Raw genomic sequence first — 26,350 nt, 5'->3', positions numbered from 1 at the left:
GTCTGCGAGTTACAGCCGGCGGGCACGACACAACGTGCTTCCACCCCCGGCCATACGGCTTTACCATGCATTGACAACGCTGGCCCCGACCCTCAATGCATCGACCCGCCATCCCGTACATCATTGACGTCGAAGCCTCCGGCTTTGGCGGTACAAGCTACCCGATCGAGATTGGCGTGGCGCTCGATGCTGGGCGACGCTTCTGTACGCTGATCAAGCCGGCACCCTCCTGGACCTTCTGGTCCGAGCAGGCCGAAAGCGTCCACGGCATCTCGCGACAACAGCTGGCCACCTTCGGCAAGCCGGTGACCGAAGTGGCCGCCCTGCTCAATGACATGCTCGCCGGCTACACGCTCTACACCGATGGCTGGGTGGTGGACAAACCCTGGTTGATCACGCTGTTTCATGAAGCGGGTCAGGACATGCAGTTCCAGGTGAGCATGCTCGACATGATTCTCAGCGAGTCGCAGATGGCACTCTGGCACGCCACCAAGCGGCAGGTCCAGAAAGAGGCGCACCTGGTGCGCCACCGCGCCAGCCACGACGCCTGGCTGGTTCAGGAAACCTACCGGCGCACCGCCGCCCAGGGCGCGGCCACCCGCGGCACCGGCGTCGGCTAGCCCGGCTCACTGTCATGGCCCGGCATCACGTGCCGGGATCGGACTCCAGCAGTTGCTTCAAGCGACCCAGCCGGGCGTCCCAGTCACGTTCCATGCAGGCAATGAACTCGCGGGCTTGCGCAAGCGCCTCGGGCGCCAGCACCACCTCGGTCTGGCGGCCCCGTTGCATGAGCCGCACCACGTTCGCATCCACCAGTACCTGCAGTTGCTTTCGTGCCCCCTGGCGCGACATGCCCAGACCAGCCGACAACTCACCGATGCTTGCCCCCGCCTGCATCGACAGCCGCCGGAGCATTTCCAGCCGGGTCGGATCGCCCAGGGCCTTGTAGATGTGTGCCTCCTGCATGGGATCAGGCCGCAAAGTAGTCTTCGAGGCGACCGAGCATGAAGGTCCATCCACCCGAGTTGTCGTCAAAGGCCGAGCGCATCACGTCGGCGGGCAGATCGGCAAACCCGGACTCGGTCAGGGTGAGGCGGCAGGTCCCGTCGCCCAGGGGCTCGATGCGAAACTCGACCAGGGTATTGGGCACGCTCATCACATCGCCCAGAAAATGCGCGGCGCCCGGCACCCAGCGGTAGGCGAAATAGGTGTGCGGCTGCGCCGCGACGATGCACAACTGATTGCGGCCATGATCGCCGAAACCGAAGATCGGCTGCTCACCCACCTCGTAGCGACCCTCCAGCGTTTCGGGAAACCACTTGACCACCTCCGCGGGGTTGGCGATGGCGTCGTAAATGCGCGCCTGGGAGGCACGGATGACAATCTCGCGTTCAATCACGTTTTTCATGGTGAGCTCCTTGGCGTCGGGGTGAGTGGCCATCAGAACACAGGCTGTCGGTTAATGCAACCATTTGGTTGCATTTTAAAACAGAAGAAGAGCCGCGGCGATGCGCGGCTCCCGGGCTCAGTTCAGCGGCACTCAGTTCAAGCGCTGAATCCGCTGCAGCGCCGTCGGATAGGTCACCGGATCGACCACACCATAGGTGTTGAACCAGGCTTCCAGGGCATCCACATCCTGCGCGCCGCCCAGCCGGTCGGTGCCTTCGGCCAGCACACTGAAGTTGTCACCTCCATCGGCCAGGAAGCTGTTGACCGTCACGCGGTAGCTGGCTGACAGATCGATGGGCGCGCCGTTGAGGGTGATGCTGGCGGGATTCACCTTGTCACACGCCGGGCCGTTGGCGTCCCAGGTGTAGCTGAAGCCATCGGAGACCTGCATGATGCGGTTGAAGGGCTGGTTGTTGGTGCAGCCCATGAACTGCTGCTCGAGCAGGGTTTCGATCTGCGCGCCGGTGAGGGTCATGGTGACCAGCGAGTTGCCGAACGGCTGCACGGTGAAACCTTCGCCGTAGGTGATGTTGCCGTCGCCTTCGCTACCGATCTGGGCATAGCCGATGTCGGCGCGAATACCGCCCGGGTTCATGAACGCAACCACGGCGTCGCCAAAGCCGGCGTCCCTGGTGGCGTTGTACTGGGCATCGGCAATCACGTCTCCGAGCACCGACTCGCCGGCGGCGTTGGCAGTGCGGCTGAGCACGTCCGCGTTGTGGCCGATGACGCGGTTCTCCAGCGGCGCGGCCAGCGCATCGTACTTGTCGATCAGCGCGGTGATGGCCGCGTCCTTGGGGGCCACGCCCTGTTCGAACAGCAGTTCGGTGTTTTCGGCGGCGGTGGCGATCACGTCCTTTTTCTTCGTGTCGAGCGTCAGCGTGATGTCAGTGAGGAAACGGCCATAGGGCGAGCCGGCGGTCACGAGAATGTTGCGGCCTGCCGCATTCGGCAGCTGACAGATGTAGGCCTGATGGGTGTGGCCGGTAATGACCGCATCGACCGCGTCGTCCAGACGCGCCACGATGTCGACGATCGGGCCCGAGACGCCCTCGCAGGCATTGCTGCCGCCGGTGGCAAACCCGCCTTCATGCACCACCACCACGATGCTCTTCACCCCGTGGCGGCGCAGGTGCGGCACCAGCGCGTTGACCGTATCGGCCTCGTCCTTGAAGCTCAGGCCGGCCACGCCGGAAGGCGTCACGATGGCCGGCGTGTTCTCCAGCGTCATGCCGATGAAGGCGACCTTGTTGCCCTTGAAGTTCATGATCTTGTAGGCCGGGAACAGGGTCTTGCCGCTGGCCGTATCGACCACGTTGGCGGCCAGGAACTGGAAGTCGGCGCCGCCGAAGTCGTCACCGTCCTGGCAACCGTCGGTGGGGTGGCAGCCGTTGCCACCGAGCTGGTTGCCGTACTGCATGCGCAGCAGCTCTTCGCGACCTTCGTCGAATTCATGGTTGCCCACGGCATTGACCATCAGACCCATCTCGTTCATGGCTTCGATGGTCGGCTCGTCGTGGAACAGGGCGGAGAGCAGCGGGCTGGCGCCGATAAGATCGCCGGCGTGCACGAACGCGGTGTTCGGGTAGGCCGTCAGCTTCTCCTTCACCACCGCCGACACATACTCCGCACCGCCACGATCGAAGGTGGCACCGTCGATGCTGCGCGTGCCGGTCGGGCGCAGGTTGCCGTGGAAATCACCCATGGTGATGATCTTCACCTCCAGCGTCTTGCCGATGTCGGAGTGTGCCGCCGCCTTCACGAGGCGGGCGCGCTCACGGTGGTTCAGGGTGCGGCGCACCTCGCGCTTGAGGGTGGTGCGGGCCACATGGGACACGAACTGGCCGTGGTTGCCCCAGGTGTTGGGCGTGGCGTCGATCAGTTCGCTCAGGCAGGCGTCGCCCACGGCGCGGTCGGCGACACCGGAATCGAGGTCGCCGAACACGAGATGGCCGGAACAACCGGCAGCGAACAACTGGGTGGACAGGCCGAGCAGCATGGCGGCGGCAACAGGTTTGAGGCGGTGCGTCATGGCGGGGTCTCCGGAGGCGACGGGTGAATTCGAAGCGCTCCACCTTAAGCACGCGCGATGACGCGCACATGTCGGCCACCCGAAAAAATGATGACAGCGCACATGATCCGAAACCGCCCCCGCTGACATCACTTTGTCGCGCAATCAGGCGCACAATATTCGTTTGACCTCAGCGCACCACCGAAGGAGTACCGCGCCATGTCCGACCTGCCCCAGGACACCCTCGAATGGCTCAAGGCCGAACTGGACGACGAACTGGACGAAGACGTCGAGCTGGAACTGTCCGAACCCGCCCTGTCCCTCGAACTACGCAAGATCTACAAGAAGGCGCACCCGGAAACCATCGACCGGCGCACCTACTTCCTGGCGCTGATCGAGTTGCAGGCCGAGCTGATCAAGCTGCAGGACTGGGTGGAGCACACGGGCGAGAAGGTCGTGGTGCTGTTCGAGGGCCGTGATTCGGCCGGCAAGGGCAGCGTGATCAAGCGCATCACCCAGCGCCTCAATCCGCGCACCTGCAAAGTGGTTGCGCTGGCCAAGCCCACCGAGCGGGAAAAGACCCAGTGGTATTTCCAGCGCTACGTGCCGCACCTGCCCGCCGCCGGCGAGATCGTGCTGTTCGATCGCTCCTGGTACAACCGCGCCGGGGTCGAGCGCGTGATGGGCTTTGCCTCACCCGATGAAGTGGAGCAGTTCTTTCAGGACGTCCCCGAGTTCGAGCGCATGATCGTGCGCTCCGGCGTGCGCCTCATCAAGTACTGGTTCTCGCTCTCGGACGAGGAGCAGCAACTGCGCTTCCTCATGCGCATCCACGACCCGCTCAAGCAGTGGAAGCTCAGCCCCATGGACCTGCAGTCCCGTGTGCGCTGGGAGGACTACACCATGGCCAAGGAGGAGATGCTGGCGCGCACCAACATCCAGGAAGCGCCGTGGTACATCGTCGAGGGCAACGACAAGAAACGGGCACGACTCAACTGCATTGCGCACCTGCTGGATCAGGTGCCGTATGAAGACGTGCCGCGTGAGCCGATTTCCCTGCCGGAGCGGGTGTTCAATCCGGACTACGAGCGCAGTGACATGCCGGAAGCGCTTTACGTGCCGAAGCGGTATTGAGGGCGCTCGGCGGCCGATCAGAGCCGGCTCGCAAGCCGCGCGCCAGCGCGTCAGATCACGGGCAAGGGCACTCCGCCCGCCCCGGTGGCCTGCGCCGACAACCAGTCGGTAAACTGACGCACTCGCATCGAGTCTCTCGTCCGTCCGACCGCAAACGCGTAGCGCCCAGTCTCCAGCGTCAGGGGATGCAAGCGGCACAGGCTCCCGGAGGCCAACATCTCGGCCACGAAGATCTCCGGCACCACGAGCACACCAAGCCCCTGTAGCGTCGCCTGAATGGCGAGCACGGTGTTGTCGAACAGCAGCGTCGGCTCCAGAGCCACGTGACCGTGCGCGTTTCCCCACGCCGGCCATAGATCCGTGCGGGAACGCATGCCGATCCGTGGCACGTCGCCGTCAAAGGCCAAGGGGCCTGCACCGCGCCGCTCTTGAATTCCGCGTGAAAATTCAGCCCCCGCCACCAATACAGAGCGTTCCATCATCAATGGCTGGGCCGGCAGTCCTCTAAGCTCGCTGGGCTCGCGGCGAATGAAGACATCCGCCGGCGAGGCCGGATCGATGTCGCCATCGGCGGTCCTGACCTGCACAAGAGTCCCCGGATGCCGGTCGCCGAAGAGACGAAGCTGCGGAATGAGCCAGTACATGGCCAGCGTCACACTGGTGTCGACCAAGAGCTTGTGCTGTCGTCCAGGGTGGGATTCACCGTCCAGCAATTCAAGCAGCCCCTCTATCCGGTCTGCAGCACGCTCATGAAGCCGATGCCCGGCAGGCGTGAGCATCGCCGGACCACTGCTGCCCCGCTCAAACAGGGTCACTTTGAGGCGCGCCTCCAGAAGCCCGATCTGACGGCTGACCGCACCCGGAGTGAGACTCAGGGCAGCCGCGGCGGCGCGAAAACTGCCTTCCCTGACGACCACACAGAAGACGTGGAGTGCATTGAAAGGCGGGCGACTAGACATCGGTGTGTTGAAAAACAGTCAACAGGGGATCAGAGAATCTCGATTGCATAAGCATTACGGGCAGGACGACACTGGAAATATTACAAGCAAATGACATAACGAATCATGTTGCTGGTCTGGCTGTCCTCCACTGTACTGCTCTCCTGGGGCAGTCTCTACTACGCGTTCGCCGTCCTCGCCGGGTCCATGGCGCGCGATCTGGGCTGCGACCCGGAAACGGTCACGGGAGCCTTTTCGGTGGCCCTGCTGATCTGGGGTCTGGTCACCTACCCCCTGGGGCTGGCCATGGAGCGCTGGGGCGCTCGCCGCATTATGGCACTGGGGTCGTTGATCGCTGCCCTGGCATTCTGGGGACTGTCATCCGCCCACACCGTTCTAGAGTTCTACGCCGGGTGGACGCTCCTCGGGCTGGCGATGGGCATGACACTCTATGACGCCGCCTTTGCCACCGTAGTCCAGTCCTACCCGTCGGAACACAGACGGCGAATCGGGTGGTTGACCATCGTTGGCGGGCTGGCCAGCACTGCCTTCTGGCCACTCACCTTTCATCTTGAGGGGCTTGTCGGCTGGCGCGACACCCTGCAAGTGTTCGCCGCCCTGCACGCAATCACGGCCGTCACCAGCTGGCCGCTACGCCTGGCCGGGACAGTAGCGCCGATGCCGGCTCCCGAGGCATGTCGACTCGACGGCACGGAGGGTGCGGGACTGACGCGTTCTCGCCCGCACACGCTCATGCTGCTGACCGGATGCTTCACCCTGTACGGATTCGTGACGGCAGCCATTGCCGTCGTGGCAATCAGCCTGCTTCAGGCACGCGGCTTCTCGCCGGGGACCGCGGTCGCACTGGCTGCGTGCATCGGGCCGGCTCAGGCGCTGGGCAGAAGCCTGGATGTGCTCTTTGGCGCCCGCTTCAATGTCGGCCAGCTGGGCTGGATCACCTTGGGCCTCATGTGTCTTTCGCTGGTGGCTCTCTGGCTGGCCCGGTGGGAGCCTGCCTTGTGCCTGCTGTTCATCTTCACCTACGGCATCGGACTGGGACTGCTGACGATCCTCAAGGCCACCACGCCCCTGGCGCTGGGAGGCCCCGCTCGATACGCCGCCACAAGCGGGCTGATCGGGAGTCCACCGCTCATCGCGCGGGCCATGGGCCCGATCGTGGTCGTCTGGTTGATCCATACGTATAAGGACGACGGCCCCGTTCTCCTGATCCTGCTCGTGGCCTGCTTGCTGGGGGCATGGATGTTCCTACGCGTCTGGACCCTCCGGGGGCGCGCATGAATCCCACCTTGGAACGTTTCGACTTTCCCCGCTCGGCAGTCCGGGCCTTCGATCACTGGGTCGTGCTGATCCGGCCGATCCAGAGCACACCGCTGAGCTGCATCATCGCCGCCCGAAGCGACGTGCTCAGCCTGGGCGCACTCTCATCCGCTGCTTTCGCCGAACTGCCTCGCGTCATCGCGCAATACGAGGCCACGGTCAGATCACTGACCCATGCGGCCAAGTTCAACTACATGGCACTGATGATGGTGGATCCCAACCCTCATTTTCACGCGATCCCGCGCTACCCGGCACCCGTTCCGATTGAAGGCACGGACTACCCCGACCTGTTCTATCCACGCCCGATCGATCCGCTGCATGACCTCGATGTCGCTGCAAAGACACGCGAGCACTGGCGCCAGTGGCTCTCGACCCGCTGGCGTGAGGAATAGATCACCGAAACACCCTTTTCAACCCAGCCGGAGCGTGATGCACACGCCTCGACGGACATCCAACCGATAGCACTGGCATCAGGAGACGATAGACATGATCACATCCGAAAAGCGGCGGTCATTATTCAAAAAAGCCTTGCGGGAAAAACAATGCATCCGCGTTCTCGAAGCGCACAGCCCGCTGTCCGCGCTGCTTGCGCAGCATACCCGCACCGAGCCCGAACCCGGCCGGTTCGTCGGTTATGACGCCATCTGGTCGAGTTCACTGACCGATTCGACGCAGCGTGGCCTGCCTGACATCGAAATCCTGACGGCAAGCAACCGCCTGCTGAACGTCCATGACATCTTCGAGGTCAGCGCATTGCCCATGATCTTCGACGGCGATACCGGCGGGCAACCCGAGCATTTTGCGCTGCACGTGGGCGCGCTCGAACGCGCAGGTGTCTCTGCCGTGGTCATCGAGGACAAATGCGGTCTCAAGAAGAACTCCCTGTTCGGAAACGATGTGTTCCAACAGCAGGAAGATGTTGAAGCCTTCTGCCAGAAGATCCGCACGGGACGCAAGGCCGTCGTCACCGATGATTTCCTGATCATCGCGCGATGCGAAAGCCTCATCCTCGACCGCGGTGCGGATGATGCCCTGTCACGCTGCCTGGCGTACGTCGAAGCGGGCGCCGACGGAATCATGATCCACAGTCGGCGCAAGGATGGCGCCGAGATCCTCGCGTTTGCCCACCAATTCCGCCAACACCATCCGGACGTGCCACTGGTCTGCGTGCCAACCAGCTTTGCCCACCTGCGGTTCGAAGACCTGGAGGCTGCAGGTTTCAACATCGTGATCTACGCCAATCACATGTTGCGCAGCGCCTATCTGGCCATGAGGGACGTCGCCGAGGAGATTCTGCGCAACGGCCGCACGCTGGAAGTGGAAGGCCGCTGCCTCGGAATCGACGAAATCCTCCACCTGATTCCGGGCACCCGTTGATTTCCTCGATCGACCACCCAGACACCCATGGCGCGGCTGACACCCGCCACACTCAAGGACGCAACTCATGATGCTGTCACAACGCACCCAGACCATTCAGCCCCCCGGCACTTCGCGCATGCGAACCATCGCCAACGAAATGAAGGCCCGCGGCATCGAGGTCATCAACTTCGCGGCCGGCGAACTCGACGTGGATACCTTCGAGCTGATCAAGGAAGGCGCACGCGGTGCGATCGCCTCCGGCAAGAACACCTACACGCCGACGCTCGGCCTGCCCGCGTTGCGTCAGCAGGTCAGCAGGGTCGTCTCACGCCACACGGGTCTCGACTACAGCATGGAGGAGGTCGGGCTCACCGCCGGTGCCAAACAAGCGTTGTACAACGCTGCCATGGTGCTGCTCGATCCGGGTGACGAAGTCATCATTCCATCACCCTACTGGGTGACCTTCCCGACACAGGTCGAACTTGCCCAGGGTCGCCCGGTATTCGTCGACACTCGGCCCAGCAAGTATCAACTGCTCGCCAGCGACGTCGAGAAAGCGATCGGTCCGAAAACCCGGGCCATCATCATCAACTCTCCCAACAATCCCACCGGGGTGGTCTACGACGCCTCAGAACTGGAACGGATCGCCGCGCTTGCCATCAAGCATGGCCTGTGGATCATCTTCGACGAGTGCTATGCCTCGCTGGTGCGCGCAGGCCATCGCCATGCCCATATCCTGACCAGCCATCCGGAATTAAAGGCTCGAGCCATTCTGGTGAACTCGTTCTCCAAGAGCCACGCGCTGACCGGGTGGCGGCTTGGCTATGTGGCGGCACCCGCACCTGTCATCAAAGCCATGGCCAATCTCCAGGGTCACACGACGTCGAACCCCAGTGCAGTCGCCCAGTACGCCATCAGTCACGCACTTGACCGGGACGACGGGCAGTTCATTGCCACGGTCAACAGAGCGCTCGATGAACGACTCGAACGCGCGCTGGCCATCATCGCCGACATGCCCGACATCACCGCCGCCCCGGCTCAGGGTGCGTTCTATCTGTTCCTCGACGTATCCGCCTACCTTGGCAAACGACTGGGTGATCGCACCATCGACGATGTCGATGTTTTCTGCGAGCTCGCGCTCGATCAAGCGCACATTGCCCTCGTTTCAGGCGCGGCGTTCGGTGACCCCAGCAGTGTTCGCCTCTCGTATGCGATTGGCGACAACGATGTGATGGAAGGCCTGGGCCGGCTGCGCGAACTGCTCCGGCGCCTGAACTGACGACGCACCGACTCACCCACCTGACACCGCCCGATCGGCGCCGCTCGCGTCGACCGCAGCTCACCCTGCACACGTTTGGAGACTGAATCCATGATCAATGAAAACAGCCCTGCCATGGCGCGACACCCGTACCACGCCATCATCCTCGCTGCCGGACTGGGCAGCCGCCTCAAGGAAAACACCCGCGAGACACCCAAGTGCCTGGTCAAGGTGTCAGATCAGGCCATCCTGGAGCGCATGCTCGCGCACCTCGATGCGCTGGGTATCCAGCGACTGACGCTTGTCGTCGGCTACCTGCAAGCGGACATCCGCGCCTTCGTCAGCCAATGGATGGCCACCAACTCAAGTCCCATGCAGATCGACTTTGTTCATAACCCGGACTACGCCAGCACGGGCTCCGTCTATTCGCTGAAACTCGCCCTTGACGCGGCAGAGAGCCACCGTGAAGCGCACGACCTATTGCTGATCGAGGGCGATGTCGTGCTTGAGCGTGAGTTGCTCACGCGCTTGCTTGACAACCTGAATCAGTGCGACGCCGCAACCCTGCTCGCGCCCTATCGACCGACCCTGTCCGGCACATTCGCCACGGTCGCCGACGGGGTGGTCACCGCCTGGCTTCACGAGTCGGTGCGAGCACGGGGTTTCGAACTGGCGGACACCTTCAAGACCGTCAATCTGACCTGCGTCGCACGCGGGGCCGCATGTAGTGACCTGCAATCTGCCGTCACACGAACCATTGAAACCGCAGGCCGGAGTGCTCCGCTTGAGTACGCCATGCAGGATCTCGTCGGGTCCGGCTTCCGTATCCGCGCGGTCGATACGCTTGAACAAGCCTGGTTCGAAGTCGATACCCCGCAGGACCTCGCCATCGCGCATGGCCTCTTTCCTGCCGTGCGTGCCGCTGCCTGATCCTCACTGCCCCTGACACGACTTCCGGATACCACTGAACCGATGCTCGATTCGCTCGATTTGTTCTTGATTGCGCCCATCCGCTGGGCCTTGCTCGAAGTGCTTCAATTCGCGTACAGCCTGACGCACAGCCACGGTCTTGCGCTGATCGTGCTGAGCGTCGTCTTCAATCTGCTGCTCATGCCCGCTTACCACTGGGCTGAAAAGGTCCAGGCCAGGGAGCGTGCCATCCAGCAGAGGATGCGGTCCAAAATCGACGAGTTCCGTGCCGTCTTCAAGGGGCAGGAATTGCACATGATGCTGCGCCAGCTCTATCAGTTGCACGGTTACCACCCGGCGTACGCCCTTCGCGCACTGGCGCCTCTGGCAATCCAGATTCCGTTCTTCATTGCCGCCTTCGGTCTGCTGTCCGACTATGCGCCCTTCAACGGGGCCTCGTTCCTGTTCATCGATGATCTGGCCCGACCGGACGGATTGCTGGCCGGTGCCAACCTGCTGCCCTTGGTCATGACGGCGGTCAACCTGCTCGCGCTGGAACTGTATGCACGTCAGCTCACGTCGGGGCAGTGGGCGCAAGGAGTCGGCGTCGCGCTGATTTTCCTGGTCCTGCTTTACGCCTCACCGAGCGGCCTGGTGCTGTACTGGACGTTCAACAACGTGCTCTCGCTGGCGAAAAGCGCCTGGTATGCGCGCGACGGTATCGGCGGCGTGCCACAACGTTCGCACCTGATGCGACTGTTGGGCGACCTCCTCGGTGTCTGGCGCAGCGGTCGTACACAACGCTTGCTCGACAGCCTGTCGGGCACCATTGGGCGCACCTACTGGCTGGCCTGCGCCTGCCTGTTCATGCTTGTGATCGTTGCGTTGCCAATCGGTTTTGCCAGCCTTGAAGACAACGTTGACGGCCTCAGTGGCTACATCCCCTTCGTCCTGGTCGCAGCCCTGCTGTCGTCCATTCCAGCTTTGCTGTTGTGCGCCATCGCGTATCGACTCTTCAATCCGGCATGGCGGGCCTGGACCAGTGTGCTCGCCTTCTGCGTCACCACCCTCGCCCTGGTGTTCGCCTTCGTGCAGCAGCCGGACGCCGGCATGCTCGACAACTTCGTGTTCTTCACACCACAAGCCCTGGCACCGGGTGCAGGCAGCCTCGCGCTGGACCTGTTCCTCACCGGCGCAGTGGTCATGTTCAGCCTGTGGCTGACCGTCCGCCACCCCAATGCACTACGCAACGTCCTGGGCGTGCTCTTGCTGACCAGCGTACTGAGCATCGGCGCCAGCCTGTGGTCACTCGACAAGCGCATCGACCAGACGCTGGCTGCGGCAACGCCGGACACCAAATTGTTCAGGTATTCGCGCACCGAACCCAACGTGCTGCTGATCTTTCTCGATGGCGCCATGAGCGGGTACATCCCGGCCATTCTCGAGGACGAACCCCAGCTCAAGACACAATTGCTGGGCTTCAGTTGGTTCCCCAATGTGATTTCAAGCGGCAACCGCACCATCAACGGACTGCCATCCGTCTTTGGCGGACCCGATTACACGGTGGGCGCCATCAATGCGCGTCAGGACGGCACGCTGAAGGAGAAGGTGTCGGACGCCTACCGACTGTATGTCGAGAACTTCCACGCCCGGGGTTACGACGTGCAGTATTCCGATCCGTTCTGGTTTGGTCTCGTGCGCTCGGGTGACTGCGATCTCTTCAATCAGCAATACGCAAAGACCGGCAAGGGACGCTGCATTCACTCGATCGGGCAGGGTGTTCAGGAGCGAAAGCGCAAAGTCACGTCGGAGCAGTCCAGCGACTTTTTTCAGGGACTCACCAAGCAATACCTCGCGATTACGCTGTTCCGGATCGCACCCCATTCGCTCAAGAACGCCATTTACGACGGCGGCCAATGGCTATCGATGTCGTTCGCCTGGAAGAAGCGACTGGACAAATACCTGAACAACTTCTTCAGCTTGCACGCGCTGCCGCAGGTCAGCTCCCTGGACTCGGACCGGCCGACGTTCAACTTCATCACCAACGAAACGCCACGCGCGCCCTTCCTTCTCGACGACGATTGCCTGCCGACCGATGCACGCGACGGGAAGGTCTCGCGGGTCGCCCCGCGCTTCAAGGATGCCGAGACCCAGAAGATCTTTGAAACCCATCGCTGCGTGCTGCTCGGCGTTGGCGAATTTGTCTCCTGGATGCGCGAACAGGGCGTGCTCGACAATACCTACATCGTGCTGGCTTCCGACCACGGCTGGGTGTCTGACAACCCGCTACTCGACGGCATCCCCGGTCAGCGCAAGTACGCCATGTATCAGGCCTTCCTGATGGTCAAACCGTTTAACGCCGACCACACCCTGAGGGAAGATCCGACCTACATCGCGAACTTCAGCGTGCCCGGCATGCTGTGCGAAACCATCGGCGGATGCCTGGACCGGGCCACGGGCAAGACGATCCGTTATACGCCACTGGTGCCGCCGGTGACGCTCTACGAGACCCCCTGGCAACCCGCCGGCCAGACTCACGACAAGTACGTCATCGACGCAGTGCATGAGAACCGCGGCCCGGTCAGCCAGGCCCTGAGCTGGCACACCGCCAACGGGACGGATTTTGCCGAGCTGCCACGCCACGATCACGCGCACCCTCCCGCCACCCGAATGGTCACGTCAGGAGCGCCATGATGGCAGAGCACTACATTCCTTTCCTGTTGATGGTGGTCCTGACGGTCGCCAGTCCCGGCCCTGGCGTACTGATGACCATCGACAACTCGCTTGCGCTGGGCTGGCGCATGTCCATGAGCGGGGTCGTCGGCCTCGCCTTGGGGGCCGCCATCATGGCGGCCGCATCCTCTGCAGGCGTCGGGCTGCTGATTCACTCGTCAGCCTATCTGTTCACGCTGCTCAAATCACTGGGGATCGGTTATCTGTTCTACCTCGCCTATAGAACCTGGCACCGCGAGCCGAGAATCATCCTGCAGGTCACCGCGCAACACACCCACGAGGCGCTCGACCCACAAGAGAATCAACGCATTCTGCTCCGAGGGGCGATGCTCCAGACCAGCAACCCCAAGTCACTGGGATTTTTCCTGTCCGTATTGCCCCAGTTCGTCGGCGAACATGATTCGCTCGAGGCAGCGGCAGGCCCGCTGCTCATCGCCATCGCCACATACTGCGTCGCGCTGATCGCGGTTCACGCAGTCTATGCCGGCGTCGCCGCGAAAGCGCGTCGCTGGCTGGCAAGGCCCGGCTCGGCGCATGCCGTGTCCCGCGCCAGCTCAGTCGCTTTCTTTCTGTTCGGCCTCACGCTGCTCATCAACACCCTGACCTAGTCGCCCGGAGTCTGACCCATGCGCGTAATTCCCTTCCATCCATTCCTTCTGCTCGCGCTATGCTGCGGTGCCATTGCATCGGCGACGATCTCGCAGCCGTCATCACCCGCCGCCCTACTCTATCTGGATCCGGGCACGGGCAGCCTGATCTTCTCCGCCATTGCCGGCATCGCCGGTACTGCTTACTTCGTGGTTCGGGATCTTGCCTACCGTGTCGGCACGCGTCTGGGCATGCTGGCGTCGCCCCGGGGCATGCGGCGAAACAAACACGAAGCCACCGTGGTGCTGTTCAGCGAGGGCGCTCAATATGAAGCCACCTTCGGCCCGTTGATCGAGCAGCTGGCTGCCCGCAAGCTGCCCTGCCTGTACCTGACCAACGATGTCGACGACCCCTTGCTCGGCCTTGAGGGCGATACACGCTACCCCCTGTTCAGTGCCGAATGCATCGGTAACGGCCACATGGCCTGGGCTCGTTTGAGAACGCTGCGCGCCCGCGTCGTGTGCATGACGACACCCGGCCTTGATGTGATGCAGGTCCGTCGCTCGCCACACGTTCATCATTACATGCACGTCATCCATTCCCCCACCGACAAATCATTCAACCGGCCCTATTCATTCGACTTCTTCGATTCGGTGGTCATCAGCGGCCCTCATCAGGCACGGGTCATCCGCGCCCTCGAGGCGCTGCGTGGACGTCCCCACAAGGCCCTGCACACCACCGGCTGCCTATATTACGATCGGCTGGCGCCACGGTACGCCGAAGCCGCGCTGCGGCGCGATCAGGCACCAGACAAGGCGCCTACGGTACTACTGGCGCCGACCTGGGGACGCAACGGACTGCTGGCGCGTTGTGGCGAGGCACTGATCGATGCGCTTTCCTCCGCCGGCATGCAGGTCATCGTCCGCCCGCACCCCCAGAGCCTGCGCTCAGAGCAGGCGCTCATCGACGCCCTGCGCCGCGTCACCGACGCACAACCCGGCTTTCGCTGGGATCTCGGTCGCGACCCGGTCGACGCCATGGCTGCATCGGACATCCTCGTGTCGGACATCTCGGGGATCGTATTCGACTTTGCGTTCCTGACGGGGCGCCCCGTATTGACTATGGACCTCCCGGTCGACAAGCGAGGCTTCGAAGCCATGGATCTGGAATTCGAGCCGTGGGAGATCGAGATGCTCGACGTGATCGGTCGCCGGATTGATCTGTCCGATCTGCCCCACCTTGGTCAGATCGTAGCGGCCGAGCTCGCGGATCCGGAACGTGCAGCACGCATCGCTCACACCCGCCATCACTACGTCGCCAACTTCGGCGCCGCCAGCGCGCCCACGGCCGACGTCATCGCCCGTGCGGCCGGGGCACCGGCTACTGAGAACGCATCCGCATCCCCAACCGCACGGACCGTCTCGGCGTGAACGGTCGCCCAACGCTCAAGCCCGCACGCAGACCCCTCGGATCAGTTCCACCGTTGTCGGGTTCGCCCATGATGGCGGCCGTCATTGCCATCGCGCTCATCGTCGTGATGACTGCGATCGCGCCGGATCATCCGGGCGTCGAGCTTGTGCTCTGGGGTCCTGCACGTGAAACAGCGCTGTTGCTCGGCGCTGCGGTACTTTTTCGTCGGGTGGCTCTGCTGTCTACGCGTCATCGAGACAGCGGCCGGGTCGCTGGCATCCTGATCATCGGGTCGGCATTCGCCGCAGCCCATGTGCTGCAGTCCGGGAGCGATGCCCTGGCCTCTGCCCCCTTGGCCTTTTTACTGACCGCTGGCGCCTTCAGCGCCGTATCGGCTCCTACGCTCGGCCGACAGGTGTTTGCCGTTTTCGCGCTCTGGCTGTCCCACGCGGGCTATAACGCGTTCGTGATTGGCGCGCAGCTCAGGTAGGGCGAACCGGTCGGAAGGGTTTCGCCCGGCCACGGTGGGGCGGTTACTCGCCACTATCCTGCATGTTCTTGACGATCGTGCGCGTTCTGCGCCCACATCAGATGCGGGAACCCCCGACCGCCATTCAGCGGCCGGGGGTGCTGCGAAGGCCCCTTCCTCGAAGACTTCAGCCCGCTGTCGCTGACGCCATCTGCGGCAGCGTCGCGGCATGCCGCTTCATGAGCCCGTAGTAAAAGACCGAGCCCAGCGCACAACCGATGAACCAGTTGAAGTTGGCCAGCATCACGTTGCCCGACAGGGTGATGGCGACACCGACGACCACCGAGGGCACCAGCGCATAGAGGGCGCGGGGGTTCCAGCCGTTGCGGTACCAGTAGGCCTTGCCCGGTTCGTCGCTGTAGAGGTCGTCCACCACGATCTTCTGTTTGCGGATGAGGTAGAAATCCACCAGCAGGATGCCGAACAGCGGGCCGATGAAAGCGGCGAGCATGTCCAGGGTGTAGTGGATCACCTCGGGGGAGTTGAACAGGTTCCACGGAGTGATGAAGATCGATCCCACCGCGGCGATGAAGCCCCCGGTGCGGAAGCTGATGTGCTTGGGCGCCACATTGGCGAAGTCGAAGGCCGGCGAGACGAAGTTGGCCACGATGTTGATGCCGATGGTGGCGGTCACGAAGGTGAAGGCCCCGAGCACGGCGGCGGTGGTGTTGTCGATGCGGCTGACGGTTTCGATCGGGTCGGTGATCAGCTCGCCGAACACCGGCAGCGTGCCCGAGGTGGTGATGACGGTCACCACCGAGAAGGCCAGGAAGTTGACCGGCAGGCCCCAGAAGTTGCCGCGTTTCACGTCCTTGAAGCTGCGACCGTAGCGGGAGAAGTCGCCGAAGTTGAGCATCGGGCCGGAGAAGTAGGACACCACCAGCGCGATGGCCACCAGCATCATGCCGAAGGACTCCCAGCCGCTGTACTTCACATCACCCAGGTTGAGGGAGATGTTCTCGGGGCCTGCCTTCCAGACGATCCAGCCGGCCAGGACGAACATCACCACATAGACCGCCGGACCGGCCCAGTCGATGAATTTCTTGATCGCTTCCATGCCGTGCCAGAACACCAGCGCCTGCAGCCACCACATGATCATGAAGCCCATCCAGCCCAGATAGGACAGCCCCATGAAGCTGTCCTCGGCGAGCACGCCAAGGCCCGGGAAGAAGCGCAGCAGCACGATGGTGAGCGCCGAGGAGGCCAGGAAGGTCTGGATGCCGTACCAAGCCACCGCGATGAGGCCGCGGATGATCGCCGGCACGTTGGCGCCGAACACGCCGAAGGACATTCGGCAGGCCACCGGGTAAGGCACCCCGGCCATCTGGCTGGGCTTGGCCACCAGGTTGCACAGCACATTGACCAGGCAGATGCCCACGATCAGCGAGACCAGCACCTGCCAGCTGGTAAGCCCGAGGGCAAACAGGCTGCCGGCAAACACGTAGCCGCCGACGCTGTGCACGTCCGACATCCAGAAGGCGAAGATGTTGTACCAGTTCCAGTTCTTGTCCTTGAGCGGGGCAAGATCCTCGTTGTGCAGCCGTTCGCTGTACTGGGTGGGGGTGGTGTTCGACATGGAACTCTCCTGACTCGGTGGGCGTCTTCACCCACGTGTTGACCATGTGCGGCAGGGTCGAAACCCGCGTGATGGGCCACTGCCACATGCCCCGTTCCTTGCAAACACCGGGCCAATCCATGCTTGTCGGCCCGGTGCGCGTGGATTGTTCGGATTGCATCGGAATCGAGGCCAGAACAATCGAGAAAGCGCCCGGATGAAAAAATTTTTGAATCGCCAGTTTGTATACAAAAAATAAAGGCGCCAGAACACAAAAATTGATTCATCGTGGTGCATTGTGTCCCGATTCTGGCACAACATCGGTGCAGTTCTGACCAGTTTCTCCGTCATGAGCAACGCTTTTTCAGCTTGACGGATGATCGGCGGCGATATCGGAAAGCGGTCATTTCTCCTTGAAACCTCTTGTTTCAGCCCGATGAAGAGACAAGTTCGGCTCCGTTCAAATGTGCCGGCCGTCGATCAATCGTATTTGACACGGTGCAATATCCCGCTTTAAGTTGTGTACAACTTTATTTCGCGTCGAATACCATTCCTGCGCAACCATGAGCACTCTCGAGCCCACCGCAGCCCCGCGCCCCCTGGTCGAGCCCACCCCCGGGCAGGACAAGGACGAGGCCATCTACCTGCACCTGCACACCGCCATCTTCGAGGCGCACCTCACCCCCGGCACGCGGTTGCCGGAGGATGCGTTGTCGCGCAGCTTCGGCGTGAGCCGCACCATCATCCGCAAGGTGTTGCAGCGCCTGGGGCATGAGGGGCTGGTGGAGATCCGCCCCAATCGCGGCGCGGTGGTGGGTGAGCCGTCGGTGGATGAATCGCGCGAGGTGTTCGCCACCCGCAAGATTCTCGAATGCGGCGCCATGGCCGAGGTGATCAAGCGTGCGACCGAGGCCGACCTCAAGGCTCTGGCCGCCATCGTCGCGCAGGAAGATGCCGCCCAGAAGGACGGCGACCGCCCTGCCGCCATCCGCCTGTCGGGCGAGTTTCATGTCCGCCTGGCCGAGATCACCGCCAACGGCATCCTCGCCCGCACCGTCTCGGCGCTGGTGGCCCGCAGCTCGCTCATCATCGCCACCTACGGCTCGCCTATCTCCACCTCCTGCCGTCATTCGGAGCACACCGAGATCATCACGCTGATCCGCGCCGGCAAGACCGAGGCCGCGGCCGCGTGGATGGCCGAACACCTCGACCGGGTGGAATCGGGCTTCGCCTACAGCGAGAACGCCCCCAAGCCCCCGGGCCTGGAAGAAATCCTCCAGCGCGTGGCCCCGCGGGTGCCCAAGAAGCGCCTGCTGTGATCACGCATCAAGGACACCCTATGCACATTCGCGTCATCAACCCCAACACCACCGCCAGCATGACCGCGGCCATCGGCGTGGCCGCCCAGCGCGTGGCTGCGCCCGACACCCGCATCGTGGCGGTCAATCCGGCTGACGGGCCGGCGTCCATCGAATGCCATTTCGACGATGCCGTCGCGGCCGTGGGCGTGTGCGAGGAAGTGCGCCGGGGCGAAGCGGAAGGGGCGGACGGCTACGTGATCGCCTGTTTCGGCGACCCGGGCCTGAACGCCGCGCGCGAGCTCACCCGCGCCCCGGTCATCGGCATCGCCCAGGCCGCCTTCCAGATGGCGGCCCTGGTGAGCGCGCGCTTCTCGGTGGTCACCACGCTGGCGCGCACGGTGATCATTGCCGAAGAACTGCTGCACCGATACGGCAACGCTGCCCTGTGCCAGAACGTGCGTGCGGTGGAGATTCCGGTGCTGGCACTGGAGCAGGACATGGTGGCCGCCGTGGGCCGCATCATCGATGAATCCCGCCGCGCGCGCGACGAGGACCGGGCTGGCGCCATCGTGCTCGGCTGCGGCGGCATGGCCGGCTTCGAGCAGGAGATCAGCCAGGCGGTCGGCCTGCCGGTGATCGAAGGCGTCTCGGCAGCGGTCAAACTGGTGGAAGCCACCGCGGCATTGGGCCTGAACACCAGCAAGCACGGTGACCTCGCCCCGCCACCGGCCAAGTGTTTCTCCGGCCGCTTCGCGCATTTCTCCGGGGGCGAGGCATGAGTACGCGCCCTCAGTTGCGTGACTATCCGCGCGACCTGATCGGCTACGGCGCGAACCCGCCCCATGCCCAATGGCCGGGCCAGGCCCGCATCGCGGTGCAGTTCGTCCTCAACTATGAAGAGGGCGGCGAGAACTGCGTGCTGCATGGGGACGCGGGGAGCGAGCAGTTTCTGTCCGAATTGGCAGCGCCCCCGGCCTTTGCCGACCGCCACCTGTCGATGGAGTCCATCTACGAATACGGCTCGCGCGTGGGCGTGTGGCGCATCCTGCGCGAATTCGAACAGCGCGGCCTGCCGCTCACCGTCTTTGGCGTGGGCATGGCGCTGGAACGCCATCCAGAACTGACCCGCGCCTTTGTCGAGCTGGGCCACGAGATCGCCTGCCACGGCTGGCGCTGGATTCACTACCAGGACGTGGACGAGGCCACCGAGCGCGAACACATGACGCTGGCCATGACCGCCATCGAAAAGCTCACCGGCGAGCCACCGCTGGGCTGGTACACCGGCCGTGACAGCCCCAACACCCGCCGGCTGGTGGCCGACCATGGCGGCTTTCTGTATGACTCGGACTACTACGGTGACGACCTGCCCTTCTGGACCGAAGTCACCAGAACCGACGGACAGCGCGTGCCGCACCTGATCGTGCCCTACACGCTCGACACCAACGACATGCGCTTCGCCCTGCCCCAGGGCTTCTCGCATGGCGACCCCTTCTTCCAGTACCTGCGCGATGCCTTCGACGTGCTCTACGCCGAAGGGGAAGACGCCCCCAAGATGCTCTCCATCGGCATGCACTGCCGCCTGCTGGGCCGGCCGGGGCGCATGCGCGCACTGCAACGTTTCCTCGATCACATCGAGGCCCATGACCGGGTGTGGGTGTGCCGGCGCGTCGACATCGCGCGGCACTGGATCGACACCCACCCCCACACCTCGTTTCGCAAGGATTAATCCATGGCCGCTCCGCAATTCGGCGCCCCCGTCATCGCCCCCGCCGCCGACCTGCCCGACTGGGCGCTGCGTTCGGTGAACCTCGCCGACCCGCGCCTGGGCGCGCAGGCCATCTTCGCCAGCGACGAATTCTTCGCCCCGCTCTCGCGCATGCTCGACCCGGCCCCGGCGGTGTTCATCCCCGGCAAATACGACGACCACGGCAAGTGGATGGACGGTTGGGAGACCCGCCGCAAGCGCACCACCGGCCACGACTGGTCGATCATCAAGCTCGGCCGCAAGGGCACCATCAGCGGGTTTGACGTGGACACCAGCCACTTCACCGGCAACTACGCCCCGGCCATCGCCATCGAGGGCACCGACGCCACCAGCGACGACCCCGCCGTGCTCGAACACGCCGCCTGGACGCCCCTGCTCGAGGCCACCAGCCTTCAGGGCAACAGCCATCATCTGCTCAAGGCCATCGGCAGCGGCGCCTTCAGCCATCTGCGCATCCACATCTACCCGGACGGTGGCGTGGCCCGCCTGCGCGTCTATGGCCAGCCGGTCGGCAGCTTTGACGACCCCGGCGCCACCTACGATCTGGCCGCCCTGGAAAACGGCGGTCGCGTGGTGGCCTGCAACGACGCCCACTATGGCTCGCCGAGCAACATCCTGCTGCCGGGCCGGGGCGTGAACATGGGCGATGGCTGGGAGACCCGCCGCCGCCGCGAGCCGGGCAACGACTGGTGCATCGTCGAACTGGGCGCCGCCGGCATCATCGAGCGCATCGAGGTGGACACCGCCCACTTCCGCGGCAACTACCCGGATCGCTGCAGCGTTCAGGCCGCGCGGGTCGAGGGCGGCACCGACCAGTCGCTCATCACCCAGGCCATGTTCTGGCCGGTGCTGATGAACGAGCAGAAGCTCGAGATGCACGCCATCCACAGCTTTACCGAAGGTTTGGCCGAGCTTGGCCCGGTCACCCATGTGCGCTTCAACATCATCCCCGACGGCGGCGTCTCGCGACTGCGGCTTTGGGGTAAGGTGAGCCCATGATCGAACTCAAGGTCTCACCGCTCACCGCCGCCGCCTTCGCCCCCTACGGCGAGGTCATCGAAGCCTCGCCCGCCGCCGAACGGCGCATCATCAACGGTGGCAACACCGAGCGCTTTCACGACCTGGCCAACGTCGACGCGGGCCGCAACGGCCAGGCCATCGTGAGCATCTTCCGCGGTCAGCCGCGGGAGCTGCCCTTCGCCATCACCATGATGGAGAAGCACCCGCTCGCCTCCCAGGCCTTCATGCCGCTGTCCGGCCAGCCCTATCTGGTCGCCGTCGCCACCCCGGGGGATACGGTCAGCGCCGAGGCCATCCGCATCTTTCTCGCCCAGCCGGACCAGGGCGTGAACTATGCGGCGGGCACCTGGCACCACCCGCTGCTGGCGCTCAACGACGTGTGTGATTTTCTGGTGATCGACCGTGCGGGCGAAGGGGACAACTGCATCGAGCAGACGCTGGCGGTGCCGGCGACGATTCCGGCGCTGACAGCGAATGTCGCCGGCGTGACGTGGGACGTGGAGTAAACACCGCGCCGTCCTGGCACCTGGCAGCGACAAGCCGCCAGCCCGATGCCGGGCGGCCGTCGGGACATCTCAGCGAGCTACCCAAGACACCCGGCAGGGCGCAAAAACCCGCCGGGTGAGCCACACCTCACTCAAGCTGCTGCCGGGTGTGCGCCAGACACTGCTCGATTTCAGCCACGTCGATCTGCGTGCCTTCCTTTGATTTGACGGTCAGCGAAATGCCGTTGTCCGCCTGTGCCACGTCGATCGATTCCACCTTCTCGTATTCAGTGGTCGGACATGAGCAGCGGCCCTCGCGGCAGGCCTGAAAGGCGTCCATGAGCGCATCGGCGTGATCACCGATCTCGCTGACCTGTATCTGGACGCCGTCGGTTTGGCGGGTGATTCGGGTTTTCATCGGTCGCCCCCTCGTTTGACATGCAAAGGCCTGAAACACCATGGTGCGCCTGTTCCGGCAAGCGCGTCCACAGGTGCTGCCCGGGCCGGGAGAGGCGCGGGCCGTGGCCGGACCGCTCAGAACGCAAACCACTTGATCCCCAGGCTCAGTTGCGCACGGGTCAGCATGCCGAAGTCGGTGTCGTCACTCCCGCTGTGCCAGGTCAAACCGGCGAATCCCGACAGGGTGTCTGCCAGGCTCTTCTCGCCATACAGCAGGGTCCTCGCACTGCCATCATCGAGATTCACGGTCAGCTCGGCCCGCCACAGGTGACGCGTCACCTGTGGGTTGCTCTGCCAGCCGGCCCACAGGTAGTGGCGGCCGAGCAGCCGCGGCGCCGCCCCCAGCAACACGCCGAGTGTCTGCGCCCCGCCACCGTCGCCCCGGTCCAGCCGGTCGGCGGCGCTGTTGGCGAGCTGCCGATAGCGGCGGCGTTCATCGTCATCGAACCCGCCCTCGTCGTGCAGGTACTCCAGATACACCACGTGGCCGTCCAGCCGGGTGTAGGAGCCACCGACGAGCACCACATTCTGTCGCGAGGCCGATGCGCGCCGGCGCGGCGGATCGGAGAGCGCCAGCTCGCCCGACGGCGCGCCGGAGCCCAGCTCCCAGTAAAGCAGCCAGGCATCATCGACCACATGCTGTCCGAAGGCGCCCAGGAAGGGCGTGCGCTGTGCCCAGTCGTCCGAGGCGCCGGGCCACATGACGATGCCGCTCACCAGATGCGCTTCGCCCTGGTGATCGAGCTTGAGCAGTGCCGATCGGCGGCTGGGGCCGGCGGAAGGGACTTCCCGCGTGCCGCGCACATAGGCACCGGTGAGCCGCCAATCACCCGTGGCGTGGGTCATCCGGGCCAGATCGATGCCGTGCGTGGAGGCCAGCGGATCGACACGCCCCGGGTCGAAGTAGTACGGGTTGCTCGGTGAGCGGAAGTTGGCCGGCCCCCAGGTCAGACGCTCCCGGCCGATGAGCCAGCTGTTGGCGCCGTCGTCCACCCGCACAAAGCCCTGACGCAGGCGCAGATGGCTTTCGCCCTGGTCGTCCCGCCCGGCGAGGTGTTGCTGCTCGCCCACCCAGCGCGGTGCAAGGTAGAGGTGAACACGGTCGAAATCGCCACGCAGCTCGGCCCGCAGGTCGGCCACATAGCGCGTCTCGGGGATCTGCGCGATGCGGTTGCCCGGATTGATCGGGGCCTCGTCACGCACCTCCGCCCAGGTGCCATAGGCCCAGAGTTCGGCCGCGCCGCGCCAGGGTGACCCCGCGGCCGGCGCGGCGGACGACATCACCGCCAGGATCAGGGGCACCAGCCAACGCGCCCGCGAGGTGCGCCTCACTGCAGGTTGGCCACGTCAAACTCCGACGCGGCCACCGGCTCGATCTGTATGCGTGAGTATTCCAGCTCGGTGCGCGAATCGCTCAGCGCGTCGCTGATGGACATGCGGCTGATGAAGGGGATGCTTCGTCCGTCCAGTTCGACCACGTTGCCGTACTCGAAACGCGCTGACTTGAGCCGCTTGCCCGAGGGCGAGAGGAAATCCGCCTTGACCGCCGTGCCGCGTTCCGTATCGATCCAGTAGGTGATGCGGTCGTAGGTGGTGCGCTTCGTCCGCGCCACCAGGTCGAGCACATGACACAGACGTTCGCCGCAACGCTCTTCGCGCAGGTAGGTGGCTTCGTAGTCCTTGGCGTAGTTGGTGGCCGCGATGTCGCCGACGGCGGCCTGACCGGTCAGGCGCAGGCGGGGCGAGATGGCCACCGGCTTGCGCAGGCCCGGTTTGGTCATCCACATGTTGCGTTCCACCTGGAGCATCTTCGAGCCGCGCGAATTGGCCGGTTCGAGCACTTCGGCCAGGCTCGCCGCTTCGGCCGCCTTGACCCGGAGGCGGTGCTCGGGAAGGGTGTCCGAATCGGCCCCGGAAGTCACGGCGCGCACGTCCCAGATCAGGCCGGGAATACCGCCGCCGCGGGCTTCATCCGCCTGACGGACCAGGGTTTCGCCTTCCGGCGTGGCCACCGAGACGGTACTCATCCACAGGCTGGCAATGACGATCAGCAGGCGGGAGGCGCCCGGCGTCGAGAACATACTCATACGTGTCCCAGTGATACGGTGATGGGTTGGCGAGAGGCTTTGCGCGAGGGCATGAAGGCCGCACCGATGGCCAGCACCGAGAGGATGCCGGCGGCCATCAGCGTGCGCACACCGTCGAACGCGACATAGAGGGGAATGGCCGTGGTGTTGCCCGGCGGGATGTAGCGCACATCCAGCGCGTTGACACCGGCGCGCACGGCCAGCATCAGGGCCAGACCGGCCGCCAACCCCACGGCGACGAGCAGCACCGATTCGGTCACGAACAGACGCGAAATCCCGTGGCGCCGCATGCCCATGGCCCGCAGGGTGCCGATCTCGCGGGTGCGCTCGACCACCGCCATGCTCATGGCGTTGCCGATGGAGAGCACGACGATCGAGAGCACGACGGCCAGCATCATGCCGAAGATCATGTTGTACATGTCGCGCACCTGCCGGTAGAAGGTGGACATCTCCTGCCAGGTGCGCACTTCCATGCTCAGCCCGGCCGCGTTGAAGACGGCAAGCAGACGGTCGCGCAGCGCGTTGGAGGTCGCGTCGTCGGGGGCGGGACGCGAGAACATGGTGAGCAGCACGTCATCGCCCTCCGGCTGCGCGCCGCCATCCAGCGCATCGGGCAGGACGATGGTCAGGTACTCGGCGCGCCCGACCGCGTCCATCTGGTCCTGCACCAGCGCCAGCGGCATGACCATCCACTTGTCGTTGGTGGCCAGGTTGCCGGTATTGACCGTGGTGCCCACGTCGATGTCGGCCGCATTGGCCTGGCCGTGGATGGTGCTGACGAGAATCGAGGCCGGATCGCCCTGCGCCAGACCAAGGGTGTCGGCCAGCCCCTCGCCCATGGTCACGGCGTGCGGTTGATCGGCCACCAGCGCGCCGGGCGCGTTGCGGAAGGGCCCGCGCAGGGTCTGCATGTCAGGCGCCGAGATGCCTTCGGCGATGAAGATGGTGCTGTTGCGTCCGTTGGACACCAGGCCCGAAGCGGTCATGCGTTCGATCACCCGTGCGCCCGGAATCTCCCGCTCCACCACCCGCCTCACCTGCTCGATCTCCTCCCCGGTGAGCAGGTAGCGCGCCGGGTGCAACTTGCCCATGGTGCGCCAGCCGTCCTTGTTCACGGTCAGATGCCCGATCAGGTCGGTGTGGATGGCCACGTTGCTCAGCCCCATGTAGATCGCATGGGTGTATCCGGCGAACAGGGCAATGGCCCCGAAGCCGAAGGCCAGGCTGACGATGGTCACCAGGCTGCGGCGCTGATTGCGCCACAGGTTGCGCCACGCCATCTGGAACAGGCTGATGTCGATCATGTGCCGACCTCCACGAACCGGTTGGCGGACACTTCGCCGTCCTCGAGACACAACTGGTGGGGCACCCGGTCGAGCAGGCGCGGATCATGGGTGGTGAAGATGCAGGTCACCCCGGTCTTGCGGTTGAGCAGTTCGAGCAGATCGATGATTTCATGACTGGTCACCGAGTCGAGGTTGGCCGTGGGCTCGTCGGCGATCACCACCCTCGGCTCACCCACCAGCGCCCGCGCGATCGCCACCCGCTGGCGCTGGCCCCCGCTGAGCGTATCGGGGCGAAAGGCCATCAGCCGCTCCAGCCCGACATGCTTGAGCCAGCGCGCGGCGCGTTCCCGTGCGTCGGCGCGACCCACCCCCTGCAGTTGCAGCGGGAGCATCACGTTTTCGAGGGCCGAGAGCACGGGAATGAGATTGAAGTTCTGGAACACGAATCCGATCTTCTGATTGCGGCAATCGGACAGGGCGTCGTCCGTCATGCCGCCCACGGTCTGGCCGTCAAAGACCACACGTCCCTCGTCGGGCGCGTCGATCAGGCCGAGCATGTTGAGCAGGGTCGACTTGCCACTGCCCGACGGCCCCCAGATGGCGAGGAAGTCACCGGCGAGAATGTCCAGATCGACCCCCCGCAGGGCCTGAATCCGGGTCTCCCCCAGCCGGAAGGTCTTGCGCACGCCGCTGAGGGTGTACAGCGACTGCGCCGGGCGCACACGAGCATCCATGT

26 protein-coding genes are annotated in these 26,350 nt (G+C 64.2%); 16 read left to right on the top strand and 10 right to left on the bottom strand.

Annotated elements, in window-relative coordinates:
• Positions 1–95: 95 nt before the first annotated feature.
• Positions 96–620, top strand: coding sequence for a 3'-5' exonuclease (locus tag J0W34_RS00430; RefSeq protein WP_230970253.1), 525 nt, complete (start codon positions 96–98; stop codon positions 618–620).
• A 25-nt stretch (positions 621–645) separates the two neighbouring features.
• Here J0W34_RS00430 and J0W34_RS00425 read toward each other — a convergent pair whose 3' ends face one another.
• From J0W34_RS00425 to J0W34_RS00415, 3 genes are all read right to left on the bottom strand, one after another.
• A complete protein-coding gene (locus J0W34_RS00425) occupies positions 646–966 on the bottom strand; it encodes an ArsR/SmtB family transcription factor (protein WP_230970252.1) in 321 nt (106 codons plus the stop codon).
• 4 nt (positions 967–970) lie between these two features.
• Positions 971–1,408 (bottom strand): SRPBCC family protein, encoded by a 438-nt coding sequence (locus J0W34_RS00420; RefSeq protein WP_230970251.1) that lies wholly within the window; start codon positions 1,406–1,408, stop codon positions 971–973.
• A gap of 132 nt (positions 1,409–1,540) precedes the next feature.
• The gene (locus J0W34_RS00415; RefSeq protein WP_230970250.1) at positions 1,541–3,481 is read right to left on the bottom strand and encodes a bifunctional metallophosphatase/5'-nucleotidase; all 1,941 of its coding nucleotides are present in this window, start codon (positions 3,479–3,481) and stop codon (positions 1,541–1,543) included.
• Between the two features lie 198 nt (positions 3,482–3,679).
• Between J0W34_RS00415 and ppk2 the strand changes: the two genes are divergently transcribed.
• The gene (gene ppk2, locus J0W34_RS00410) at positions 3,680–4,594 is read left to right on the top strand and encodes a polyphosphate kinase 2 (RefSeq protein ID WP_227817684.1); all 915 of its coding nucleotides are present in this window, start codon (positions 3,680–3,682) and stop codon (positions 4,592–4,594) included.
• Positions 4,595–4,644: 50 nt separating this feature from the next.
• Here the strand turns inward: ppk2 and J0W34_RS00405 are convergent, their stop codons facing one another.
• On the bottom strand, positions 4,645–5,553 hold the full coding sequence (locus J0W34_RS00405) for a LysR family transcriptional regulator (protein WP_227817685.1): 909 nt from the start codon (positions 5,551–5,553) through the stop codon (positions 4,645–4,647).
• 105 nt (positions 5,554–5,658) lie between these two features.
• Between J0W34_RS00405 and J0W34_RS00400 the strand changes: the two genes are divergently transcribed.
• The 9 genes from J0W34_RS00400 (at position 5,659) to J0W34_RS00360 (ending at position 15,617) form a co-directional block, all read left to right on the top strand.
• A complete protein-coding gene (locus J0W34_RS00400) occupies positions 5,659–6,831 on the top strand; it encodes an MFS transporter (RefSeq protein WP_230970249.1) in 1,173 nt (390 codons plus the stop codon).
• Positions 6,828–7,262 carry a hypothetical protein gene (locus J0W34_RS00395; protein ID WP_227817687.1) on the top strand — a complete coding sequence of 145 codons (435 nt, stop codon included), beginning with the start codon at positions 6,828–6,830 and terminating at the stop codon, positions 7,260–7,262. The genes J0W34_RS00400 and J0W34_RS00395 overlap by 4 nt, the downstream gene beginning before the upstream one ends.
• Positions 7,263–7,356: 94 nt before the next feature.
• The gene (aepX, locus tag J0W34_RS00390; protein ID WP_227817688.1) at positions 7,357–8,247 is read left to right on the top strand and encodes a phosphoenolpyruvate mutase; all 891 of its coding nucleotides are present in this window, start codon (positions 7,357–7,359) and stop codon (positions 8,245–8,247) included.
• A gap of 67 nt (positions 8,248–8,314) precedes the next feature.
• Positions 8,315–9,508 carry a pyridoxal phosphate-dependent aminotransferase gene (locus J0W34_RS00385; RefSeq protein ID WP_227817689.1) on the top strand — a complete coding sequence of 398 codons (1,194 nt, stop codon included), beginning with the start codon at positions 8,315–8,317 and terminating at the stop codon, positions 9,506–9,508.
• A 90-nt stretch (positions 9,509–9,598) separates the two neighbouring features.
• Positions 9,599–10,417, top strand: a complete 819-nt coding sequence (locus J0W34_RS00380) for a phosphocholine cytidylyltransferase family protein (RefSeq protein WP_227817690.1) — start codon at positions 9,599–9,601, stop codon at positions 10,415–10,417.
• A 42-nt stretch (positions 10,418–10,459) separates the two neighbouring features.
• Positions 10,460–13,090: a membrane protein insertase YidC gene (locus J0W34_RS00375; RefSeq protein ID WP_230970248.1), complete on the top strand. Its 2,631-nt coding sequence runs from the start codon at positions 10,460–10,462 to the stop codon at positions 13,088–13,090.
• Complete coding sequence (locus J0W34_RS00370) at positions 13,087–13,737, top strand: LysE family translocator (RefSeq protein WP_227817692.1); 651 nt, start codon at positions 13,087–13,089, stop codon at positions 13,735–13,737. Before J0W34_RS00375 ends, J0W34_RS00370 begins: the two co-directional genes overlap by 4 nt.
• An 18-nt stretch (positions 13,738–13,755) precedes the next feature.
• Positions 13,756–15,147 (top strand): CDP-glycerol glycerophosphotransferase family protein, encoded by a 1,392-nt coding sequence (locus J0W34_RS00365; protein WP_230970247.1) that lies wholly within the window; start codon positions 13,756–13,758, stop codon positions 15,145–15,147.
• Between the two features lie 68 nt (positions 15,148–15,215).
• Positions 15,216–15,617 carry a hypothetical protein gene (locus J0W34_RS00360; protein ID WP_227817694.1) on the top strand — a complete coding sequence of 134 codons (402 nt, stop codon included), beginning with the start codon at positions 15,216–15,218 and terminating at the stop codon, positions 15,615–15,617.
• Between the two features lie 166 nt (positions 15,618–15,783).
• Here the strand turns inward: J0W34_RS00360 and J0W34_RS00355 are convergent, their stop codons facing one another.
• Positions 15,784–17,232, bottom strand: a complete 1,449-nt coding sequence (locus J0W34_RS00355) for an NCS1 family nucleobase:cation symporter-1 (RefSeq protein ID WP_230970246.1) — start codon at positions 17,230–17,232, stop codon at positions 15,784–15,786.
• A 542-nt stretch (positions 17,233–17,774) separates the two neighbouring features.
• Between J0W34_RS00355 and J0W34_RS00350 the strand changes: the two genes are divergently transcribed.
• Genes J0W34_RS00350 through J0W34_RS00330 form a run of 5 tightly spaced genes read left to right on the top strand, consistent with a single transcriptional unit; the run spans position 17,775 to position 21,803 of the window.
• Positions 17,775–18,530, top strand: coding sequence for a GntR family transcriptional regulator (locus J0W34_RS00350; protein WP_230970245.1), 756 nt, complete (start codon positions 17,775–17,777; stop codon positions 18,528–18,530).
• A 20-nt stretch (positions 18,531–18,550) separates the two neighbouring features.
• Positions 18,551–19,291: an aspartate/glutamate racemase family protein gene (locus J0W34_RS00345; RefSeq protein WP_230970244.1), complete on the top strand. Its 741-nt coding sequence runs from the start codon at positions 18,551–18,553 to the stop codon at positions 19,289–19,291.
• Positions 19,288–20,238: an allantoinase PuuE gene (gene puuE, locus J0W34_RS00340; protein WP_230970243.1), complete on the top strand. Its 951-nt coding sequence runs from the start codon at positions 19,288–19,290 to the stop codon at positions 20,236–20,238. Before J0W34_RS00345 ends, puuE begins: the two co-directional genes overlap by 4 nt.
• Positions 20,239–20,241: 3 nt before the next feature.
• Positions 20,242–21,276, top strand: coding sequence for an allantoicase (gene alc / locus J0W34_RS00335; RefSeq protein ID WP_230970242.1), 1,035 nt, complete (start codon positions 20,242–20,244; stop codon positions 21,274–21,276).
• Complete coding sequence (locus tag J0W34_RS00330; protein ID WP_230970241.1) at positions 21,273–21,803, top strand: ureidoglycolate lyase; 531 nt, start codon at positions 21,273–21,275, stop codon at positions 21,801–21,803. Before alc ends, J0W34_RS00330 begins: the two co-directional genes overlap by 4 nt.
• Before the next feature lie 127 nt (positions 21,804–21,930).
• On the opposite strand, the gene J0W34_RS00325 is transcribed toward J0W34_RS00330, so the two are convergent.
• The 5 genes from J0W34_RS00325 to J0W34_RS00305 form a co-directional block, all read right to left on the bottom strand.
• Positions 21,931–22,200 (bottom strand): hypothetical protein, encoded by a 270-nt coding sequence (locus J0W34_RS00325; protein ID WP_230970240.1) that lies wholly within the window; start codon positions 22,198–22,200, stop codon positions 21,931–21,933.
• 116 nt (positions 22,201–22,316) lie between these two features.
• Entirely contained in the window at positions 22,317–23,543 is a 1,227-nt protein-coding gene (locus J0W34_RS00320) for a hypothetical protein (RefSeq protein ID WP_230970239.1), read from the bottom strand.
• A gap of 26 nt (positions 23,544–23,569) precedes the next feature.
• Positions 23,570–24,328 (bottom strand): outer membrane lipoprotein-sorting protein, encoded by a 759-nt coding sequence (locus J0W34_RS00315; protein WP_230970238.1) that lies wholly within the window; start codon positions 24,326–24,328, stop codon positions 23,570–23,572.
• Positions 24,325–25,632, bottom strand: coding sequence for an ABC transporter permease (locus tag J0W34_RS00310; protein ID WP_230970237.1), 1,308 nt, complete (start codon positions 25,630–25,632; stop codon positions 24,325–24,327). The genes J0W34_RS00315 and J0W34_RS00310 overlap by 4 nt, the downstream gene beginning before the upstream one ends.
• Positions 25,629–26,348 carry an ABC transporter ATP-binding protein gene (locus J0W34_RS00305; RefSeq protein WP_227817705.1) on the bottom strand — a complete coding sequence of 240 codons (720 nt, stop codon included), beginning with the start codon at positions 26,346–26,348 and terminating at the stop codon, positions 25,629–25,631. The genes J0W34_RS00310 and J0W34_RS00305 overlap by 4 nt, the downstream gene beginning before the upstream one ends.
• Between the last annotated feature and the right edge of the window lie 2 nt (positions 26,349–26,350).

The sequence above is a fragment of the Nitrogeniibacter aestuarii genome, from assembly GCF_017309585.1.
GTDB classification, from domain to species: Bacteria; Pseudomonadota; Gammaproteobacteria; order Burkholderiales; family Rhodocyclaceae; genus Nitrogeniibacter; species Nitrogeniibacter aestuarii.
This window is presented reverse-complemented; position numbering and strand designations above follow the sequence as displayed.

Bases quoted from the DNA above. Each gene is read 5' to 3' on its own strand.
- J0W34_RS00430 (WP_230970253.1), top strand. From the start codon at position 96: ATGCATCGACCCGCCATCCCGTACATCATTGACGTCGAAGCCTCCGGC.
- J0W34_RS00425 (WP_230970252.1), bottom strand. From the start codon at position 966: ATGCAGGAGGCACACATCTACAAGGCCCTGGGCGATCCGACCCGGCTG.
- J0W34_RS00420 (WP_230970251.1), bottom strand. From the start codon at position 1,408: ATGAAAAACGTGATTGAACGCGAGATTGTCATCCGTGCCTCCCAGGCG.
- J0W34_RS00415 (WP_230970250.1), bottom strand. From the start codon at position 3,481: ATGACGCACCGCCTCAAACCTGTTGCCGCCGCCATGCTGCTCGGCCTG.
- ppk2 (WP_227817684.1), top strand. From the start codon at position 3,680: ATGTCCGACCTGCCCCAGGACACCCTCGAATGGCTCAAGGCCGAACTG.
- J0W34_RS00405 (WP_227817685.1), bottom strand. From the start codon at position 5,553: ATGTCTAGTCGCCCGCCTTTCAATGCACTCCACGTCTTCTGTGTGGTC.
- J0W34_RS00400 (WP_230970249.1), top strand. From the start codon at position 5,659: ATGTTGCTGGTCTGGCTGTCCTCCACTGTACTGCTCTCCTGGGGCAGT.
- J0W34_RS00395 (WP_227817687.1), top strand. From the start codon at position 6,828: ATGAATCCCACCTTGGAACGTTTCGACTTTCCCCGCTCGGCAGTCCGG.
- aepX (WP_227817688.1), top strand. From the start codon at position 7,357: ATGATCACATCCGAAAAGCGGCGGTCATTATTCAAAAAAGCCTTGCGG.
- J0W34_RS00385 (WP_227817689.1), top strand. From the start codon at position 8,315: ATGATGCTGTCACAACGCACCCAGACCATTCAGCCCCCCGGCACTTCG.
- J0W34_RS00380 (WP_227817690.1), top strand. From the start codon at position 9,599: ATGATCAATGAAAACAGCCCTGCCATGGCGCGACACCCGTACCACGCC.
- J0W34_RS00375 (WP_230970248.1), top strand. From the start codon at position 10,460: ATGCTCGATTCGCTCGATTTGTTCTTGATTGCGCCCATCCGCTGGGCC.
- J0W34_RS00370 (WP_227817692.1), top strand. From the start codon at position 13,087: ATGATGGCAGAGCACTACATTCCTTTCCTGTTGATGGTGGTCCTGACG.
- J0W34_RS00365 (WP_230970247.1), top strand. From the start codon at position 13,756: ATGCGCGTAATTCCCTTCCATCCATTCCTTCTGCTCGCGCTATGCTGC.
- J0W34_RS00360 (WP_227817694.1), top strand. From the start codon at position 15,216: ATGATGGCGGCCGTCATTGCCATCGCGCTCATCGTCGTGATGACTGCG.
- J0W34_RS00355 (WP_230970246.1), bottom strand. From the start codon at position 17,232: ATGTCGAACACCACCCCCACCCAGTACAGCGAACGGCTGCACAACGAG.
- J0W34_RS00350 (WP_230970245.1), top strand. From the start codon at position 17,775: ATGAGCACTCTCGAGCCCACCGCAGCCCCGCGCCCCCTGGTCGAGCCC.
- J0W34_RS00345 (WP_230970244.1), top strand. From the start codon at position 18,551: ATGCACATTCGCGTCATCAACCCCAACACCACCGCCAGCATGACCGCG.
- puuE (WP_230970243.1), top strand. From the start codon at position 19,288: ATGAGTACGCGCCCTCAGTTGCGTGACTATCCGCGCGACCTGATCGGC.
- alc (WP_230970242.1), top strand. From the start codon at position 20,242: ATGGCCGCTCCGCAATTCGGCGCCCCCGTCATCGCCCCCGCCGCCGAC.
- J0W34_RS00330 (WP_230970241.1), top strand. From the start codon at position 21,273: ATGATCGAACTCAAGGTCTCACCGCTCACCGCCGCCGCCTTCGCCCCC.
- J0W34_RS00325 (WP_230970240.1), bottom strand. From the start codon at position 22,200: ATGAAAACCCGAATCACCCGCCAAACCGACGGCGTCCAGATACAGGTC.
- J0W34_RS00315 (WP_230970238.1), bottom strand. From the start codon at position 24,328: ATGAGTATGTTCTCGACGCCGGGCGCCTCCCGCCTGCTGATCGTCATT.
- J0W34_RS00310 (WP_230970237.1), bottom strand. From the start codon at position 25,632: ATGATCGACATCAGCCTGTTCCAGATGGCGTGGCGCAACCTGTGGCGC.
- J0W34_RS00305 (WP_227817705.1), bottom strand. From the start codon at position 26,348: ATGGATGCTCGTGTGCGCCCGGCGCAGTCGCTGTACACCCTCAGCGGC.